Annotated in this window: 18 protein-coding genes; 8 read left to right on the forward strand and 10 right to left on the reverse strand. The window is 72.6% G+C overall.

The features are described from left to right. Window positions 1–178 precede the first annotated feature (178 nt). Window positions 179–592, reverse strand: coding sequence for a thioredoxin family protein (locus ACFYQQ_RS14845; RefSeq protein ID WP_355781856.1), 414 nt, complete (start codon window positions 590–592; stop codon window positions 179–181). Window positions 593–667: 75 nt separating this feature from the next. Here ACFYQQ_RS14845 and ACFYQQ_RS14850 point away from each other — a divergent pair, with 75 nt between their 5' ends. Then, the gene (locus tag ACFYQQ_RS14850) at window positions 668–1,084 is read left to right on the forward strand and encodes a DUF4395 domain-containing protein (protein WP_355781859.1); all 417 of its coding nucleotides are present in this window, start codon (window positions 668–670) and stop codon (window positions 1,082–1,084) included. 184 nt (window positions 1,085–1,268) lie between these two features. Then, window positions 1,269–1,997 carry a lysophospholipid acyltransferase family protein gene (locus tag ACFYQQ_RS14855; protein ID WP_355781862.1) on the forward strand — a complete coding sequence of 243 codons (729 nt, stop codon included), beginning with the start codon at window positions 1,269–1,271 and terminating at the stop codon, window positions 1,995–1,997. A gap of 6 nt (window positions 1,998–2,003) precedes the next feature. Here ACFYQQ_RS14855 and ACFYQQ_RS14860 read toward each other — a convergent pair whose 3' ends face one another. The 5 genes from ACFYQQ_RS14860 to ACFYQQ_RS14880 form a co-directional block, all read right to left on the reverse strand. Further along, entirely contained in the window at window positions 2,004–2,696 is a 693-nt protein-coding gene (locus ACFYQQ_RS14860) for a phenylalanine--tRNA ligase beta subunit-related protein (protein WP_355781865.1), read from the reverse strand. A gap of 13 nt (window positions 2,697–2,709) precedes the next feature. After that, window positions 2,710–3,303, reverse strand: a complete 594-nt coding sequence (locus ACFYQQ_RS14865) for a transglutaminase family protein (protein WP_355781868.1) — start codon at window positions 3,301–3,303, stop codon at window positions 2,710–2,712. Between the two features lie 88 nt (window positions 3,304–3,391). Further along, on the reverse strand, window positions 3,392–4,462 hold the full coding sequence (locus ACFYQQ_RS14870; RefSeq protein ID WP_355781871.1) for a low specificity L-threonine aldolase: 1,071 nt from the start codon (window positions 4,460–4,462) through the stop codon (window positions 3,392–3,394). After that, entirely contained in the window at window positions 4,459–5,217 is a 759-nt protein-coding gene (locus ACFYQQ_RS14875) for an SDR family oxidoreductase (protein WP_355781884.1), read from the reverse strand. Before ACFYQQ_RS14875 ends, ACFYQQ_RS14870 begins: the two co-directional genes overlap by 4 nt. Window positions 5,218–5,252: 35 nt before the next feature. After that, window positions 5,253–6,650, reverse strand: coding sequence for a DUF6421 family protein (locus ACFYQQ_RS14880; protein WP_355781874.1), 1,398 nt, complete (start codon window positions 6,648–6,650; stop codon window positions 5,253–5,255). Between the two features lie 472 nt (window positions 6,651–7,122). Here ACFYQQ_RS14880 and ACFYQQ_RS14885 point away from each other — a divergent pair, with 472 nt between their 5' ends. Further along, the gene (locus tag ACFYQQ_RS14885; RefSeq protein ID WP_355781876.1) at window positions 7,123–7,806 is read left to right on the forward strand and encodes a glycerophosphodiester phosphodiesterase family protein; all 684 of its coding nucleotides are present in this window, start codon (window positions 7,123–7,125) and stop codon (window positions 7,804–7,806) included. A 48-nt stretch (window positions 7,807–7,854) separates the two neighbouring features. Here the strand turns inward: ACFYQQ_RS14885 and ACFYQQ_RS14890 are convergent, their stop codons facing one another. Continuing rightward, window positions 7,855–8,394, reverse strand: a complete 540-nt coding sequence (locus ACFYQQ_RS14890) for a GNAT family N-acetyltransferase (RefSeq protein ID WP_355781878.1) — start codon at window positions 8,392–8,394, stop codon at window positions 7,855–7,857. Between the two features lie 211 nt (window positions 8,395–8,605). On the opposite strand from ACFYQQ_RS14890, the gene ACFYQQ_RS14895 reads away from it, so the two are divergent. After that, entirely contained in the window at window positions 8,606–8,998 is a 393-nt protein-coding gene (locus tag ACFYQQ_RS14895; protein ID WP_356165842.1) for a VOC family protein, read from the forward strand. A 79-nt stretch (window positions 8,999–9,077) separates the two neighbouring features. On the opposite strand, the gene ACFYQQ_RS14900 is transcribed toward ACFYQQ_RS14895, so the two are convergent. Then, window positions 9,078–9,707, reverse strand: a complete 630-nt coding sequence (locus tag ACFYQQ_RS14900) for a MarR family winged helix-turn-helix transcriptional regulator (RefSeq protein WP_388904699.1) — start codon at window positions 9,705–9,707, stop codon at window positions 9,078–9,080. Continuing rightward, entirely contained in the window at window positions 9,704–11,353 is a 1,650-nt protein-coding gene (locus ACFYQQ_RS14905; RefSeq protein WP_388904701.1) for an FUSC family protein, read from the reverse strand. Before ACFYQQ_RS14905 ends, ACFYQQ_RS14900 begins: the two co-directional genes overlap by 4 nt. Window positions 11,354–11,583: 230 nt before the next feature. On the opposite strand from ACFYQQ_RS14905, the gene ACFYQQ_RS14910 reads away from it, so the two are divergent. The 4 genes from ACFYQQ_RS14910 (at window position 11,584) to ACFYQQ_RS14925 (ending at window position 15,118) form a co-directional block, all read left to right on the forward strand. Continuing rightward, window positions 11,584–12,165 carry a DUF5134 domain-containing protein gene (locus ACFYQQ_RS14910; RefSeq protein ID WP_355794483.1) on the forward strand — a complete coding sequence of 194 codons (582 nt, stop codon included), beginning with the start codon at window positions 11,584–11,586 and terminating at the stop codon, window positions 12,163–12,165. A 106-nt stretch (window positions 12,166–12,271) separates the two neighbouring features. Continuing rightward, window positions 12,272–13,207, forward strand: coding sequence for a M56 family metallopeptidase (locus tag ACFYQQ_RS14915; protein ID WP_356165850.1), 936 nt, complete (start codon window positions 12,272–12,274; stop codon window positions 13,205–13,207). A 454-nt stretch (window positions 13,208–13,661) separates the two neighbouring features. Then, window positions 13,662–14,345: a phosphatase PAP2 family protein gene (locus ACFYQQ_RS14920; protein ID WP_388904704.1), complete on the forward strand. Its 684-nt coding sequence runs from the start codon at window positions 13,662–13,664 to the stop codon at window positions 14,343–14,345. 80 nt (window positions 14,346–14,425) lie between these two features. Further along, the gene (locus ACFYQQ_RS14925; RefSeq protein ID WP_356165952.1) at window positions 14,426–15,118 is read left to right on the forward strand and encodes an HAD-IA family hydrolase; all 693 of its coding nucleotides are present in this window, start codon (window positions 14,426–14,428) and stop codon (window positions 15,116–15,118) included. A 40-nt stretch (window positions 15,119–15,158) separates the two neighbouring features. On the opposite strand, the gene ACFYQQ_RS14930 is transcribed toward ACFYQQ_RS14925, so the two are convergent. After that, complete coding sequence (locus tag ACFYQQ_RS14930) at window positions 15,159–15,404, reverse strand: DUF2630 family protein (RefSeq protein WP_356165856.1); 246 nt, start codon at window positions 15,402–15,404, stop codon at window positions 15,159–15,161. Window positions 15,405–15,412: the final 8 nt, after the last annotated feature.

The raw sequence follows: 15,412 nt of genomic DNA on the forward strand, positions 1-15,412 counted from the left end.
GCGGGTCCGTGGGTGCTCAACAGCCCGGACAGCGCGCACTCGCGGTGCGGGCCAGGTCCACGTGGACACGCGCGAAGAGAAGGAGTTCCCGGAACATACGGTCAGGCTGACGATAGGTGGCGGGTGCAGTCAAGCGGGTCCCGCCGACTGGGAGATCCCTCACGAAGATCACCGCGGGTCAGACCGCCTCGCCGAGCGCGGCGATGACGTCCGCCTTGCGGGGCTGACCGGTGGCCCGCCGCACGACACGGCCGTCCGCGTCGAGCACGAGGACCGTGGGCGTCTTGAGGATGTCCAGCTCCCGCACGAGTTCGAGGCGGTCCTCGGCGTCGATCTCGACGTGGGACACGCCGGGGACGAGTCCGGCCACCTCGGCGAGCACCCGTCGGGTCGCCCGGCAGGGGGCGCAGAAGGCGCTGGAGAACTGGACGAGGGTGGCCCGTTCGCCGAGCTCCTGCCCCAACTCCGCCACGCCGAGCCGCTTCCCGCCGTCACGCCCGCGCACTCCGACTCTCCCGCTCCGCCGCCGATGCAGCACTCCGTAGGCGCTCGCCGCCGCGAGCACCGCCACGCACACCACAAATCCGGTCATCCCCAGCAGCAGCGTTCACGAGACCGCAAAGATTCCCGCCGCCACGAATCGTGCCCCATACGGAATGCTTGATTCATGGACATCGATGTGAGGGGACCCCGGTTCGGGGCGGCCCTGACGGCCGTCGTACTGGCGGCCGTGCTGATCACCGGCAACGCCTGGCTGCTGGCCTGGCAGACGCTGGCGTTCGCGCTGGGCGCGGCCGGCGGTGTCGGGCGCTCGCCGTACGGATGGCTGTTCCGCACGGCCGTGCGCCCCCGGATCGGGCCGCCGACGGAGTTCGATCCGCCGGAGCCGCCGCGCTTCGCGCAGGTGGTCGGGCTCGCCTTCGCCGTGCTGGGACTGGTCGGTTACGCGGTGGGGCCGCAGTGGCTGGGGATCGCGGCGACCGCGGCCGCGCTCGCCGCGGCGTTCCTCAACGCCGTTTTCGGGTACTGCCTGGGGTGCGAGATGTACCTGCTCGTACGCCGTCTGACGGTGCGTGCGGAGTAAAGGCCGGGGAAAACACCGAGGTCGATCAAGGGTCGACGTGACGAGGATCTCGCCCTTCTCCGGCAACAGGACTGGCCCCCCGTCCGTTCTTGGGGCACGATCTGCGCAATGCCGTAAACCTACGGCTGCGTAACTTTCCCGCCGGGATCCCTTTCCCAGGCAGAGAGAAGGGTCCACCCCGTCCATGGCAGAGCTTGTCTACCGTCCCGTCGTCGGTCTCGCCCTCACGCTGTTCAAGGCCTGGGACCTCAAAATCGACTGCAAGGGATCGGAGAACATTCCGCGCTCGGGCGGCGCCGTGCTGGTGAGCAATCACATCAGCTATCTCGACTTCATCTTCGACGGCATGGCCGCGCTCCCGCAGAAGCGCCTGGTCCGCTTCATGGCGAAGGAGTCGGTGTTCCGGCACAAGGTCTCCGGTCCTCTCATGCGGGGCATGAAGCACATCCCGGTGGACCGCAAGCAGGGCGAGCAGGCGTACTCGCACGCACTGGACTCGCTGCGTTCCGGCGAGATCGTGGGCGTCTTCCCCGAGGCCACCATCTCCCCCTCGTTCACGCTGAAGAGCTTCAAGTCGGGTGCCGCGCGCCTGGCCCAGGAGGCCGGCGTCCCGCTGATCCCGATGGCACTGTGGGGCACCCAGCGCCTGTGGACCAAGGGCCACCCGCGCAACTTCAAGCGGAGCCACATCCCGATCACGATCCGCGTCGGTGAGCCGGTCGAGGCTCCGAGCGACCAGTACGCGGGTGCGATCACGCGCCGGCTGCGCGACCGGGTCCAGGAGCTCCTGGAAGCCGCGCAGCGCGCCTATCCCGTACGCCCCAAGGGGCCGGACGACACCTGGTGGATGCCCGCCCACCTCGGCGGCACGGCACCGACCCCCGAAGAGGTGCGCGCGGCCGAGTCGCGCTGACCCCCGTCAGGCCGGGGCGTGGACGGTGATCCGCGCCCCGGGGCTGAACTTCTCCAGCAGCCCGGCGAGTTCGGCTCCCGCGCGCTCGACGTCGGGCACCGGCATCGGCGCCAGGCTCTCCAGCAGGAACACCGCTGAGACCGACCGTTCGGTGAGCCGGGTCCGGGGCCCCTGGCGCCAGTTCCAGCGCCGGCAGGTCACGCCCGCGTCGTCGCACCAGACCACCTCGCCCGCGTCCGGGTGCTCGACCGCCTCCGCCCCTCCCGCGACGGTCACGAAGTCCTCGTCGCCCGTGGCGCGTACGAGCCGCATCCCGCCCTCGATCCGGTCGGCGTCCTCACCGCCGACCGGGATCAGATGGGCCACGCTGATCGCGTTGTAGACGTCGACGAGCAGGTTGATCCGGGGCAGCCCCGCGTCCGACAGCGCCCTCTTCGCCAGCGCCTCGGCCGAGTTGCGGGTGCGGGACGGCTTGGAGCCGAACGCCGTGTACGCCTCACGCCAGGCCGCCATGTGCGGATCCTCGTGCGGGGCGCGGCCGTCCAGGCGTACGGCGAGACGGCGGGCCGCGTCGTCGAGCAGCGCCGAACTCCCCTCCGTACTGGGGCCGTTGACGAGCCCCTCGGCCTCGATCGCCACGTGGGTGAAACCGGGCGCGAGCGCGTGGACCTCGTCGGACACGGTGAGCGTGAGAGTCATGGTGTGCCTTGCGTCAGAGTGCGGCGGGAAGCGTCTTCCACAGGTGCGGGCGGTCCGCAGCACCCCTGAGCGCCGCCAGTACCGCCGGATGAGGTCCAGCGTACAGTACTGGATAGTCCATCTCATTGGACTCCGGGTCCGGAATCCAGGCGAGCCTCTCGCCGTCGAGGGAGAAGCGCGCGTCCACCCCCGGCTTGTTGCCCCGGCAGTCCTGGCGGTGCCAGGCCCCGCGGAACCGGACGGCGACGAGGCCGTGCACCACGTGCCCGCCGTCGTTGTCGTGCAGCAGCTTCTGGTAGCAGAGCGCCGCGGGGATGTCCTCGGCGCGCAGCAGCGCGGTCAGCGCGTGCGCCTTGGCGTGACAGATGCCGGTGCGCAGTTCCAGCACGTCGGAGGCCCGCCAGGTGACACGCGGGTCGCCGGAGTCCTGGGAGTGCGGAATGCCGTCACGGACGAATTCGTACGCGGACCGCGCATAGTCATACGAGTCCGTCGCGGCGCGCGCGAGGCGGGAGGCCGTCTCGCGCACCAGCGGGTGATGGTGGTCGATGACCTCGTCGGCGGCCAAGTACGCGGACAGGTCGGGGGTTTCCTGGATCAGCTCCATGCCCGCAGAGCATAGGAATACGGCCGACCGGCAGTCAATGACTTTTCGGTCGACCGTATAGCTATGCAGTCAGGTGGCCGTCTCCCCGCTAGCGGGCCATCTCTTCCTTGAGCGCCGCGACGAAGCCGTCCACGTCGTCCTCCGTCGTGTCGAAGGCGCACATCCAGCGGACATCGCCCGCGGTCTCGTCCCAGAAGTAGAAGCGGTAGCGCTTCTGGAGCCGCTCACTGACGTCGTGCGGCAGCCGCGCGAAGACGGCGTTGGCCTGCACCGGGTGGAGGATCTCCACGCCGTGCACGGCACGGACGCCCTCGGCGAGCCGCTGGGCCATCTCGTTGGCGTGCCGGGCGTTGCGCAGCCACAGGTCCTTGGCGAGCAGTGCCTCCAACTGCACAGACACGAAGCGCATCTTGGAGGCGAGCTGCATCGACAGCTTGCGCAGGTGCTTCATGTGGCGGACGGCGTCGTGGTTCAGGACGACCACGGCCTCGCCGAACAGCGCGCCGTTCTTCGTCCCGCCCAGGGAGAGGAGGTCGACGCCGACCGCGTTGGTGAACGTCCGCATCGGGACGTCCAGCGCGGCGGCCGCGTTGGCTATCCGGGCGCCGTCGAGGTGGACCCGCATCCCGTGGGCGTGGGCGTGCTCGCAGATCGCGCGGATCTCGTCGGGGGTGTACAGGGTGCCCAGTTCGGTGTTCTGGGCGATCGAGACGACCTGCGGCATCGCGCGGTGCTCGTCGTCCCAGCCGTACGCCTGCCGGTCGATCAGCTCGGGCGTGAGCTTGCCGTCGGGCGTGGGCACGGTGAGCAGCTTGAGGCCGCCCATGCGCTCGGGGGCGCCGCCCTCGTCCACGTTGATGTGCGCGCTCTCGGCGCAGATCACCGCGCCCCAGCGGTCGGTGAGCGCCTGGAGCGCCACCACGTTGGCGCCCGTGCCGTTGAAGACCGGGAACGCCTCGGCGCCGGCCCCGAAGTGGCTGCGGATGATCTGCTGCAGGTTGGCCGTGTAGTCGTCCTCGCCGTACGCGACCTGGTGCCCGCCGTTGGCCAGGGCCAGGGCGGCGAGCACCTCGGGGTGGGCCCCCGCGTAGTTGTCGCTGGCGAAGCCGCGGACGGCCGGGTCGTGGTGACGCCGGGCGTCGGTCTTCGGAGGGTTCACGGCTTCTCGGTCAGCCACAGACGGTTTCCGTTCACTTCACCGGCGGGCCGCTCCCAGACGCCGGCGATGGCCTCGGCCAGGTCGGTGACGTCGGTGAAGCCCGCGAACTTCGCGTTGGGGCGCTCGGCGCGCATCGCGTCGTGCACCAGTGCCTTCACCACCAGGATCGCAGCCGCGGAACGCGGGCCGTCCTCGCCCCCCGCCTTGCGGAAGGAGTCGGCCATCGCCAGCGTCCACGCCTCGGCCGCGGCCTTGGAGGCGGAGTAGGCCGCGTTGCCCGCGGTGGGCTTGGAGGCGCCGGCCGCACTGATCAGCAGGTACCGTCCGCGCTCGCTGCGCTGGAGAGCGTCGTGGAAGGCGAGCGAGGTGTGCTGGACCGTGCGGATCAGCAGCTTCTCCAACAGGTCCCAGTCCGCGAGGTCGGTCTGGGTGAAGGAGGCGCTGCCGCGCCAGCCGCCGACCAGGTGGACCAGGCCGTCGACCCGGCCGAAGTCCTTCTCGATGCGGTCGGCCCAGTCACGGGTCGCCTGGAGGTCGAGCAGATCGACCGTGTCGCCGACGACGGTGGCACCGCCGTGGGCGTAGCGGGCCGCGTCGACGGCTTCGGCGAGACGCTGCGGGTCCGCGTCCGCGCCGACCACGACCGCGCCGGCCTCGGCGAGCCGCAGCAGCGCCGCCCGGCCCGCCGGTCCCGCGGCACCCGCCACCGCGATCACCGCGCCCGCGAGTGCTCCGTTGCCGTTCCCCTGAGCCATCGTCTTCGCCTCCTGAGCGTCCTCGGCGCGGGCGCTCACGCGGCGATCCGCTCGGCGTTCTCCGCGGTGATGCCCTTGGTGGAGGCGATCACGTTCTTCAGCTTCTTCGCAAGCGCCTCGTAGAACATGCTGAGCGGAAACTCGTCCGCAAGCACGTCGTCGACGAGCTTGCGCGGCGGCAGGCTCAGGTCGAGCGCGTCGGGGCCCTTGGCCCAGCGCGAGCCGGGGTGCGGGGCGAGGTACTGGGAGACCAGGTCGTAGGCGGCGAACCAGTGGACCAGCTTCGGGCGGTCGATGCCGGCCCGGTAGAGGTCCTCGATCTCGCCGCAGAGCTGGTTGGTGACCTGCGGGGCGCGCTGCCAGTCGATGTGCAGCTTGTTGTCCGTCCAGCGGACGACGTCGTGCTTGTGCAGGTAGGCGAAGAGCAGCTGACCGCCGAGGCCGTCGTAGTTGCGCACGCGCTCACCGGTGACCGGGAAGCGGAACATGCGGTCGAAGAGGACCGCGTACTGCACGTCGCGGGCCTGCGGGACGCCGTCGGCCTCCAGCTTCACGGCCTCCTTGAAGGCGGTGAGGTCGCAGCGCAGCTCCTCCAGGCCGTACATCCAGAACGGCTGCCGCTGCTTGATCATGAAGGGGTCGAAGGGCAGGTCGCCGTGGCTGTGGGTGCGGTCGTGGACCATGTCCCACAGGACGAAGGCCTCCTCGCAGCGCTTCTGGTCGTGGACCATGGCGGCGATGTCCTCGGGCAGCTCCAGGCCCAGGATGCCGACCGCGGCGTCGGTCACGGCACGGAAGCGGGCCGCCTCGCGGTCGCAGAAGATGCCACCCCAGGTGAAGCGCTCGGGGGCCTCGCGCACGGCGATGGTCTCGGGGAAGAGGACGGCGGAGTTGGTGTCGTACCCCGCGGTGAAGTCCTCGAAGGTGATGCCGCAGAACAGCGGGTTGTCGTAACGGGTGCGCTCCAGCTCGGCCAGCCAGTCGGGCCAGACCATGCGCAGCACGACCGCCTCGAAGTTGCGGTCCGGGTTGCCGTTCTGCGTGTACATGGGGAAGAGCACGAGGTGCTGGAGGCCGTCCTCGCGGCGCGCGGCGGGCTGGAAGGCCAGCAGCGAGTCGAGGAAGTCGGGCACCTTGAAGCCGTCGTCGGCCCAGCGCCGCAGGTCCTTGACGAGGGCCTCGTGGTAGGCCGCGTCGTGCGGCAGCAGCGGGGCGAGCTGCTCCACGGCGTCTATGACACGGCGCACGGCCAGCTCGACGTCGGACGCGTCGGGGGCGTTCTCGGCCTCGAAGTCGATCGAGCCGTCCTTGGCCTGCCAGGGCCGTATCTCCTCCACGGCATCCTTGAGCACAGGCCAAGCCGGGTGCTCCACCACCCTGACCAGGGGAGGAATCTTTTCCTCCGTACCCACCTGCACAAGAATTTCCGTCATGACCCATCCTCCACGGGAGAACCTCGCGTATGGACACCGTATGCGTCCGGCGTTCCTTCTTACAAGTGGAGTCTCGGCAAATTATCCTGCGCCATCCCTACCTTCACCGCTTTTTTTCCTGCCTGATACGGGATGGGCGACGACTTCCGCTCCTCACGACCGGGCGTCGCGGGCGGCCTCGGTCCGTCCCGGGGACGCCTCGCTCCCCGCGTGACTGCGGGGCGGCGCCGGGTGGGTGACCGGCCGTCAGGACCGAAAGCGGCCGGCGCGGTCAACCGGCGCGGGACTCGCCCACCCGAGGGTGACCCGCCCCGGCGCCCCCGCGCAGGCCCTCCTGGCCGAAGGCACCCATTGCCCGGCGTAGGAGCGGGTACATCGCACGGCGTGGCCGTTAGGCTGCGGCCTTGCCGCGTGGACGCCCGTCGGACTCCACGCCGGAGCCGAGCCGCCGTCGACGGAAGCGAGTCGAATCTTGAACTTCCTCACCATCGGACATCGCGGAGTGATGGGCGTCGAACCCGAGAACACCCTGCGTTCCTTCGTCGCCGCCCAGCAAGCGGGCCTCGACCTCATCGAGCTCGATCTGCATCTGAGCAAGGACGGCGCACTCGTCGTCATGCACGACGCCGACGTGGACCGCACGACCGACGGCACCGGACCGATCGCCGAGAAGACGCTCGCGGAACTGCGCGCGCTGGACGCGGGCCGGGGCGAGCGCGTCCCCGTGTTCGAGGAGGTGCTGGACGCCGTACGGTCGCCCCTCCAGGCGGAGATCAAGGACGTGGCGGCCGCGCGGGCGCTGGCGGAGGTCATGATCCGGCGGGACCTCGTCGGACGCGTGGAGGTCCTGTCGTTCCACGACGAGGCGATCGCCGAGATCGCGCGGCTCGTCCCGGGCGTGCGCACCGCCCTGGTCGCCAGCCGGTACGGCGTCGACGTCGTGGACCGCGCCACCGCCGTCGGCGCGACCACCCTGGTGCTCAACATCCGCCGGCTGACCCTGGAGGTCGTCGAACGCGCGCGCAAGGCGGACCTGCGGATCATCGGCTGGGTGGTGAACACCCAGGACCACCTGCGGCTGGTGCGGGCCCTGGGGCTGGACGGCGCGACGACCGACTACCCGGAGATCAAGCGCACCGGCCGCTTCACCGCATGAACGTCACAGCGGCGTCCAGACCCGCACCGCCGCCACCGTGCATGAACGTCACGCCAGCGGCTTGACCAGCAGCTCGAACTCCAGGTCGTCCCGGCGCGGGACACCGAAGCGCTCGTCGCCGTACGGGAAGGGCGTCATCTTTCCCGTACGGCGGTAGCCGCGCCGCTCGTACCAGGCGATGAGGTCGTTCCGCACCGAGATCACGGTCATGTGCATCTCCTGCGCGCCCCAGACCTCGCGCGCGTGCCGCTCCGCCTCGGCGATGATCACCTTGCCGAGGCCGGCGCCCTGAAGGGCCGGGCTCACCGCGAACATCCCGAAGTAGGCGTGCGCACCGCGGTGTTCGAGCTGGCAGCAGGCGACGACCTCACCCTCCCGCTCGACGGTCAGCAGCCGGCTGTCGGGCGACTTGATCACCGCGAGCACGCCCTCGGGGTCGGTCCGCTGCCCGTCCAGGATGTCCGCCTCGGTGGTCCAGCCGGTCCTGCTGCTCTCCCCGCGGTAGGCGGACTCGATCAGCACGACCAGGGCGTCGACATCGGCGTCGGTGGCGTCGCGGAAGGTCAGTCCGGCGGCAGGGGTGTCCATGGAGCGGTTCTCCGATCGGTGGCGCGGCTCGGGCACCGACGAGGGTAACCCCCGCCCGAACCCGGCCGGCGGGCAGCGGCGGTACGTACGCGGTCGGCCGGACCCCGGCGAAGACGGGCCGATCCGGACGGCAGTCTCCAGGTCGGGTCCGCAAAGTCCCGGCGTCGCGGAACAGGCGGGACTGTGCGGACACGGCCTAGGCTCCGGACGCATGGTGCATGTGCTGAGCAGCCGGACCCTTCTGCGTCCCACCGATCCCGAGCGTTCCCGTCGCTTTTACGGCGAGCAGCTGGGCCTCGCCGTCCACCGTGAGTTCGGGACCGGTCCCGAGCGGGGCACGGTGTACTTCCTCGGCGGCGGCTTCCTGGAGGTCGCGGGCCGCTCCGACGTCCCGCCCTCCCCCGCGCTCAAGCTGTGGCTCCAGGTCGCGGACGCGGACGCGGCACACGAGGAGCTGAGGGCCGCGGGCGTCGACATCGTGCGTCCGCCGGTGAAGGAGCCCTGGGGGCTGATCGAGATGTGGGTCGCCGATCCCGACGGGACCGAGATCGTGCTCGTGGAGATCCCCGGGGACCATCCGCTGCGGTACCGCCCGGGGATCTGACCGGCGGCGCCTCCGTCGGCCCCGCCCGCGGCGGCCGGTGCCCCCGCCACCGTTCGCGTCGTCGCATGCCGGGGCGGGCTCAGACGCGGGGCCGCCCCAGCGCGCCTTCCAGCTGGCCGAGCAACTCACCCAGCAGCAGCGCGAGTTCACGCTGCCGGGCGAGGTCGATCCCGGAGAGGACCGTCGTCTCGTAGGCGAGCTGATCGGGCAGGATGGCGTCGACGAGTTCGCGTCCCTCGTCGGTCAGCCGGACGTGCGCGACCCGGCGGTCCCGGGTGTCTCCGCGGCGCTCGACCAGCCCGCGCTCGGTGAGCTGCTTGAGCCGTTTGGTGACGGCGGCGCCGGAGGAGAAGGTCTCGCGTGCGATCTCGCTCGGGGTCAGCTCGTGGCCGGTGCGCCGCAGCGTGCCGAGGACGTCGAACTCGGGGCGGGTGAGTCCGGCACGGCGCAGCGGGGCGTCCTCCGCCTGCTGCAGGAGGGCCGCGCTGCGGTTGATGCGGCCGATGAGTTCCATGGGCCCGGTGTCGAGGCCGGGGTGCACGGCTTGCCACTGCCGCACGACGACGGACATGGTGTCCACCGGGCCCGCCGCCTCCGCCACGGGCCGGTCGCCCCCGGGCGCCGCGTCCGGGGCCTCCCCGGTGGGCGCCCGCCCGGCCGCGTCCCGCCCGGCCGCCGCCTTCGCCGCCCGCCCGTGTGCTGCCGTCATGCCTGTGCGTCCTCCAAGGAGTGGGGTCGACGTCGTACCGTCGCCGCGAGAGTACGGTGTGCGTCCTGTTCCGCCCGCATCACGCGCTCCTCCGGCAGGGCGCGCTGCCACCACTCGCCCGCCGCGGCGTCGGCCGCGGCCCGCAGGTCCACGACGGCCGCGGCGAGGGCGCGCCGCACCGACTCCACGGCGCCCGGAGCGGGCTGCCGGTCGGCCAGGACGCGGGCCGCCTGTCCCCGGGCGCGTTCGACGGAGTCGAGGGCGTCCTCGATGCGGTCGCCGGCCCGCCGGTTGGTGACCGCGACCGCCGCGACGAATCCGACCAGCGCGCCGACGAGGGTGTCCACGACCCGGTCGGTCATCAGCTGCCCGGCCTCCTGGGGGCGCGCGAACTCGGTGATGAGGAGCGCCATGGGGGTGACGCAGACGCTGCCGAGCCAGTAGTTGCGGCCGATGAGCGCCTCGGCCCCGAAGTTGAGCACCAGGCAGCTCAGCACGAGCGCCGCCGGGCCGAGGTGCGCGAGGGGGACGATCGCCGCGAAGGCCAGTACGCCGACGAGGTTGCCGACGACGCGCTGGACGCCCCGGCTCCAGGTCAGGGTGACGTTGGCCTGGTAGAGCGAGGCCGCGGTGACCAGCGCCCAGTAGGGACGGCCGATCCCGAGCGCCAGGGAGACGTATCCGGCCAGGGCGCAGCCGAGCGCGGTGCGCAGGGCGAGGGGGCCCAGCGGGGCGAGCCGGGCCCGCCACGAGGGTGCGGGGGTGTCGAGTTCGGCCTCGACGCCCAGCAGCTCGCCGGTGTCCGGGTCGTCCGCCGGCGGGACGGGCCCGGTGCCGCGGAGCAGGCGGGCCCAGTGGCGCAGTCGTTCTGCCTCGGCGTCGGCGGGCGCTGCGAGGGCGATCTCCGCGCGGACCACGAGCCGTCCGAGGGCGCGCCGGGACGCGGAACGGGCGCCGGTGGAGAGCAGCGTCTGCCAGGCGTTGTGTACGGCGGCGGCTCCGGCGGCGCGGCTCTTCGCGGCACCGTCGCTGGTCCCCCGCGTCGCGGCGTACGCGGCGGCGGCGTCGAGCGCCTGGGCGGTGGCCCGCCGCTCGGGCCCGTGCGGCCGTACGAGGCCGGGCGCCATACCGACGAGCCAGGCCCAGGCGCCCGCGCCGACGGCGAGCCCCAGGTGTCCGGGGACCTGGCCGAGGCTCTGCGGGGCGAACAGGGACGCGGAGCTGATGAAGGTGAGGACGACGTGGCCGGGCGGTCCGATACGGGTGGCGTCGCACAGCACCTTCTGGACGGCGGCCAGCAGGGCGCCGACCGTGACCAGGACGACGGCGTGCGTGGTGAGCGACGCCGCGACGAGGGCGACGGCCAGTCCGCCGAGCATGCCGAGCACCACCCAGGCGAGGACCCGGGCCCGGGCGGCGTACGGGCGGTTGTGGGCGTAGAGGGCGCACAGGGAACCGGCCATGGTGTACATCGCGAGATCGAGGCGGCCCAGGGCGAGCAGCGTGAGGTTGGGCGGGGCGACCGCGGCCACGACGCTCAGCGCGGGCTTGAACCAGATGTCGGACGGCCTGCCGAGACGCAGTGCACCGGCGAGCGGGAGGCGGCGGGCACGGGCGAGGGGGGATGTGGGGGGCGCACTGCTCATACCCACAACGTTAACAGGTGTTTTACTCGTGAAGGACCCGTCCGGGACCAGGCCGGGAAGGGGCCCGTCCCATAGCCGTCGTACGCACGCCCTCTCCAGTCCCCCGGGCGCCCCGCCTGCGGTGTACCCCCGCACGCTCCCCCGTGTACACCCTTGCGCTCGCTTGCGCACCGAGCGGGCCGGGCATGCCCAGACCGACCGTCCGACACCGTCGAAGGGGGAGGTGCGCGGTGCACGGACCGGCTTCGCCCGGCTGGCTGCTGGTCGCGCTGTGCGCGGCGACCGGCGCCTACTGCCTGCTGCGGATGCGCAGCCCGGTCGACGAGCAGCGCCGCGCCGCGGGCGGCGAGGCGCTCATGGGTTTCGGCATGGCCGCGATGGCCGTCCCGGCGGCCGTGGCCGCGCCGCCGCGCTGGATGTGGCTGATGTACGCGGCCGTCTTCGGCACCGCCGCGGTGCGCGCGCTCTGGGCGGCCCGCGGCAGCGCACACCATCTCCACCACCTGGTGGGCGCCTTCGCCATGGCCTACATGGGCGGGGCCATGGCCGCGTCCCCGTCCGCGCACGCCGGGCACGCGGGGTCCGGCATACCCGTGGTGACCGGAACACTCCTCCTCTACTTCGCCGCCTACGTCCTGTGGTCCGGAAGCAGACTGGTGCCGGTGCCCGGGATCGCCGGGACCGGCCCCGCCTCCCCGGCGCGAGCGCGACCCCCCGGTGGCACCGTCGGCTGGGGCGACCGGCCCGAGCTGGCGCGGGCGTGCCGGCTGTCGATGGGGATCGCCATGGTCGCGATGCTGCTGACGCTCTGAACCCCGTCCACGGGTCCGGTCACGGCCGCGCCGGGCCCCTCGTGGTGTGCGTCACTTGCCGCGGCAGCCCGTATCGTCCGGCGGCCCCCGCTCATAGGCTTCGACCATGATGGTCCCCGCGGCACTGCTGCTGCTCGGCGCGCTGGCCGCCGTCGTCGCCCCGAGGCTGCTCGCCCGGGCCGACTGGCCGGATCGCGAACCGGTGGTCGCCCTGTGGGTGTGGCAGTGCGTGGTGGCAGCCGTCCTGCTGTGCTGCGTGCTGTCGATGACCCTGAGCGCTGCCGCCGCCTGGATGGCCGTGCGGGGCCATGTGTTCGCCCCGGCACCGCACTCGGTCGTCGACGCCTACGCGCTGGGCACGGGCGGCGCCTGGGCCGCGGCGACCGCCGTGGTGCTCGCCGGCGGGGGCCTGTGGACCGCGGCGATGCTGACCCGCGAGATCGTGCGGGCCGGGGCGCGCCGTCGCCGGAGCCGCTCCGAACTCCTGGACCGCGCGCCGCTGTTGCCCGGTGAGGAACCCGGCAGCGACCGCCTGGTGGTCCTGGAAGGTGAACGTCCGGACGCCTGGTGGCTGCCCGGCACGGCGCCCCAACTCGTCATCACCACAGCAGCGTTGCGGCGGCTGCACGGACGTCAGCTGGACGCCGTGCTGGCCCACGAGCAGGGGCACGCGCAGGCACGCCACGACTGGCTGCTGCACTGTTCCGCCGCGCTGGCCAACGGATTTCCGCAGGTTCCGGTCTTCGCCGCGTTCCGCGACGAGATGCACCGCCTGGTCGAACTCGCCGCCGACGACATGGCGTCCCGGCGCTTCGGCCGCCTGACCATCGCGCTCGCCCTCGTCGAACTCAACGAGGACCGGGGCGTGTTCGGCCCCGCTCCGACTCCGCAGGCGCACGTCCCGCAGCGTGTCCACCGGCTCCTGACCCCGCCGGACCGGCTCACGGCCGCGCGCCGGCTGCGCCTGACGGCGGCCGGCGCGCTGGTGCCGGTGGTCCCCCTGCTGATCGCGTTCGTACCGGGCCTGCGGGCGCTCGGCTAGCGACCCCGGCCGGTCAGGGAGCGCCGACCAACGGACCCACCCTCCGCCCCGGCCGCGTCCCGGGGCACCGCTGAATCCCGACGGCCGCGCACCCAGCCGAGGCAGGCAGACCCGCACCCTGGCACCTCCTCGGTCCCTGACAGCACGAGGGCCGGACACGTGCGCTTGTGGGCACTGCCGGCGACCGGGACCCGCCATTCCCGCAGCCCCACGAACCGGCGGGCACGCCTCCGAGTCCCGGCCTGCGGGAGGGCGCACGTCCGGCCCCTCGGCACGGAACGGCGTGAGCGCGTGCCGGAGGCCGTGCAAGCCTTCCGGGTGCGCGTGTGCGTCCCTGGGATTGGGCGCCCGGGCCCTGCGCCGCCAGTCGCCAGGGATCTCCCCGGCGCCCGAGCTGCGGGCCCGACACCCCCGGTGTTGGCATCGGACGCCCGGGTTCGGCGAGGATCGTCATATGCACCCCCCGCACGTCGGCTCACCCGCCCGCACACCGGCTCCGCGGGCCGCGGCTGCCCTCGCGGTCCCGCTCGCCGTGGCCTCGGTGGTGCTCCTCGTGCTGGTCGCGTCCTCCTGGCATCCGCTGATGGACGTCGACGGCGACGTCTCACGCACCACGCACCGCTGGGCGGTCGAGGACCCGGGCACCACCCACGCCTTCCGCGTGCTGACCGACTGGGTGTGGGACCCCACGACCCTGCGCATCCTGTGCGCGGTCGTGGTCCTGTGGCTGGTGCTCCGGCGCTCCGCGTGGCGGACCGCCCTCTGGCTGGCGGTCACCTGCGCGGTGGGCACGCTGTTGCAGCAGAGCCTCAAGGCCGCCGTCGACCGGCCGCGTCCCGTGTGGCCCGACCCGGTGGACTCGGCCCACTACACCGCCTTCCCCTCCGGGCACGCGCTGACGGCCACGGTGGTGAGCGGACTCCTGCTCTGGCTGCTGCGCCGCCACGGTGCCGGACCCGCCCTGTGGTGGTCCGCGTGCGCCCTGGCGGTCGTCTCCGTCGCGGGTGTCGGCCTCACCCGCGTGTGGCTGGGCGTCCACTGGCCCTCGGACGTCCTGGGCGGCTGGCTCATCGGGGCGCTCGTGGTCGCGCTGGCGGTGATGACGTACCACCGCTGGGTCGAACCCCGCGGCAACTGATCCGGCCGCGGGCCGGACCCCGTACGACGGGGCGGTCTTGACCCGTACGGCGGAGCGATCAAGGATCGTCGTCCATGGCGATCAAAGGTGCGCTCTTCGACTTCTCCGGAACCCTCTTCCGCATCGAATCGACCGAGTCCTGGCTCCGCGCCGTGGTGACGGACGCCGATGTCCACGTCCCCGAGCCGGAGTTGACCGACCTGGCACGCGAGCTGGAGTCGGTGGGCGCGCTCCCCGGCGGGGCCCCGGCGACCAGGCCGGTACCGGCCGAGCTTGCCGAGGTGTGGGCGGCCCGGGACCGCGGCGCCGACCTGCACCGGGCCGCGTACACCGGCGTCGCCCGCCAGGTGCCGCTGCCCGACCCCCTGCTGTACGACGCCCTGTACGACCGGCACCGCGCGCCGGCCGCCTGGTCCGCCTACCCCGACGCTCGGGAGGTGCTGGCGGGGCTGCGCGGGCGCGGGATCGCCGTGGGCGTGGTCAGCAACATCGGCTGGGATCTGCGGCCGGTCTTCCGCGAGCACGGCCTGGACGCGTACGTCGACGCGTACGTGCTGTCGTACGAGCACGGCATCCAGAAGCCGGACGTGCGGCTGTTCGCGACGGCCTGCGACGCGCTCGGGGTCGCCCCGCAGGACACCCTGATGGTCGGGGACGACCGCCGCGCGGACGGGGGCGCCGCGGCGCTGGGCTGCGCGGTGCACTTCGTGGACCATCTGCCGGTCGCGCACCGCCCCGCCGGACTGCGTCCCGTGCTCGGCCTGATCGACTGACGGGCGGGGGCGGCGCCCCCGTGCCGACGGGGCCGCCGCCTCAGCTCTGGTAGCCCTCGACCTGCGAAGCGGGGCGGACCTGCGCCTCGTCGGGGTTCTCCCCGAACTCGGTCTTGGCGCGGCGCTGGCGCAGCAGGTCCCAGCAGCGGTCGAGCTCGCGCTCCAGCTGGCCGAGCCGTTCGTTCTCCGTGGCGCTGTCGATCTGACCGGAGGCGAGCGCGTCCCGCAGGCGCCGCTCGTCGTCCACCATGGCCGTGATCCTGGCCAGGATCTGCTCTTGATCCATGTCCTTCT

Origin of the sequence: Streptomyces sp. NPDC005496 (assembly GCF_042872045.1) — a bacterium.
Lineage (GTDB): Bacteria > Actinomycetota > Actinomycetes > Streptomycetales > Streptomycetaceae > Streptomyces.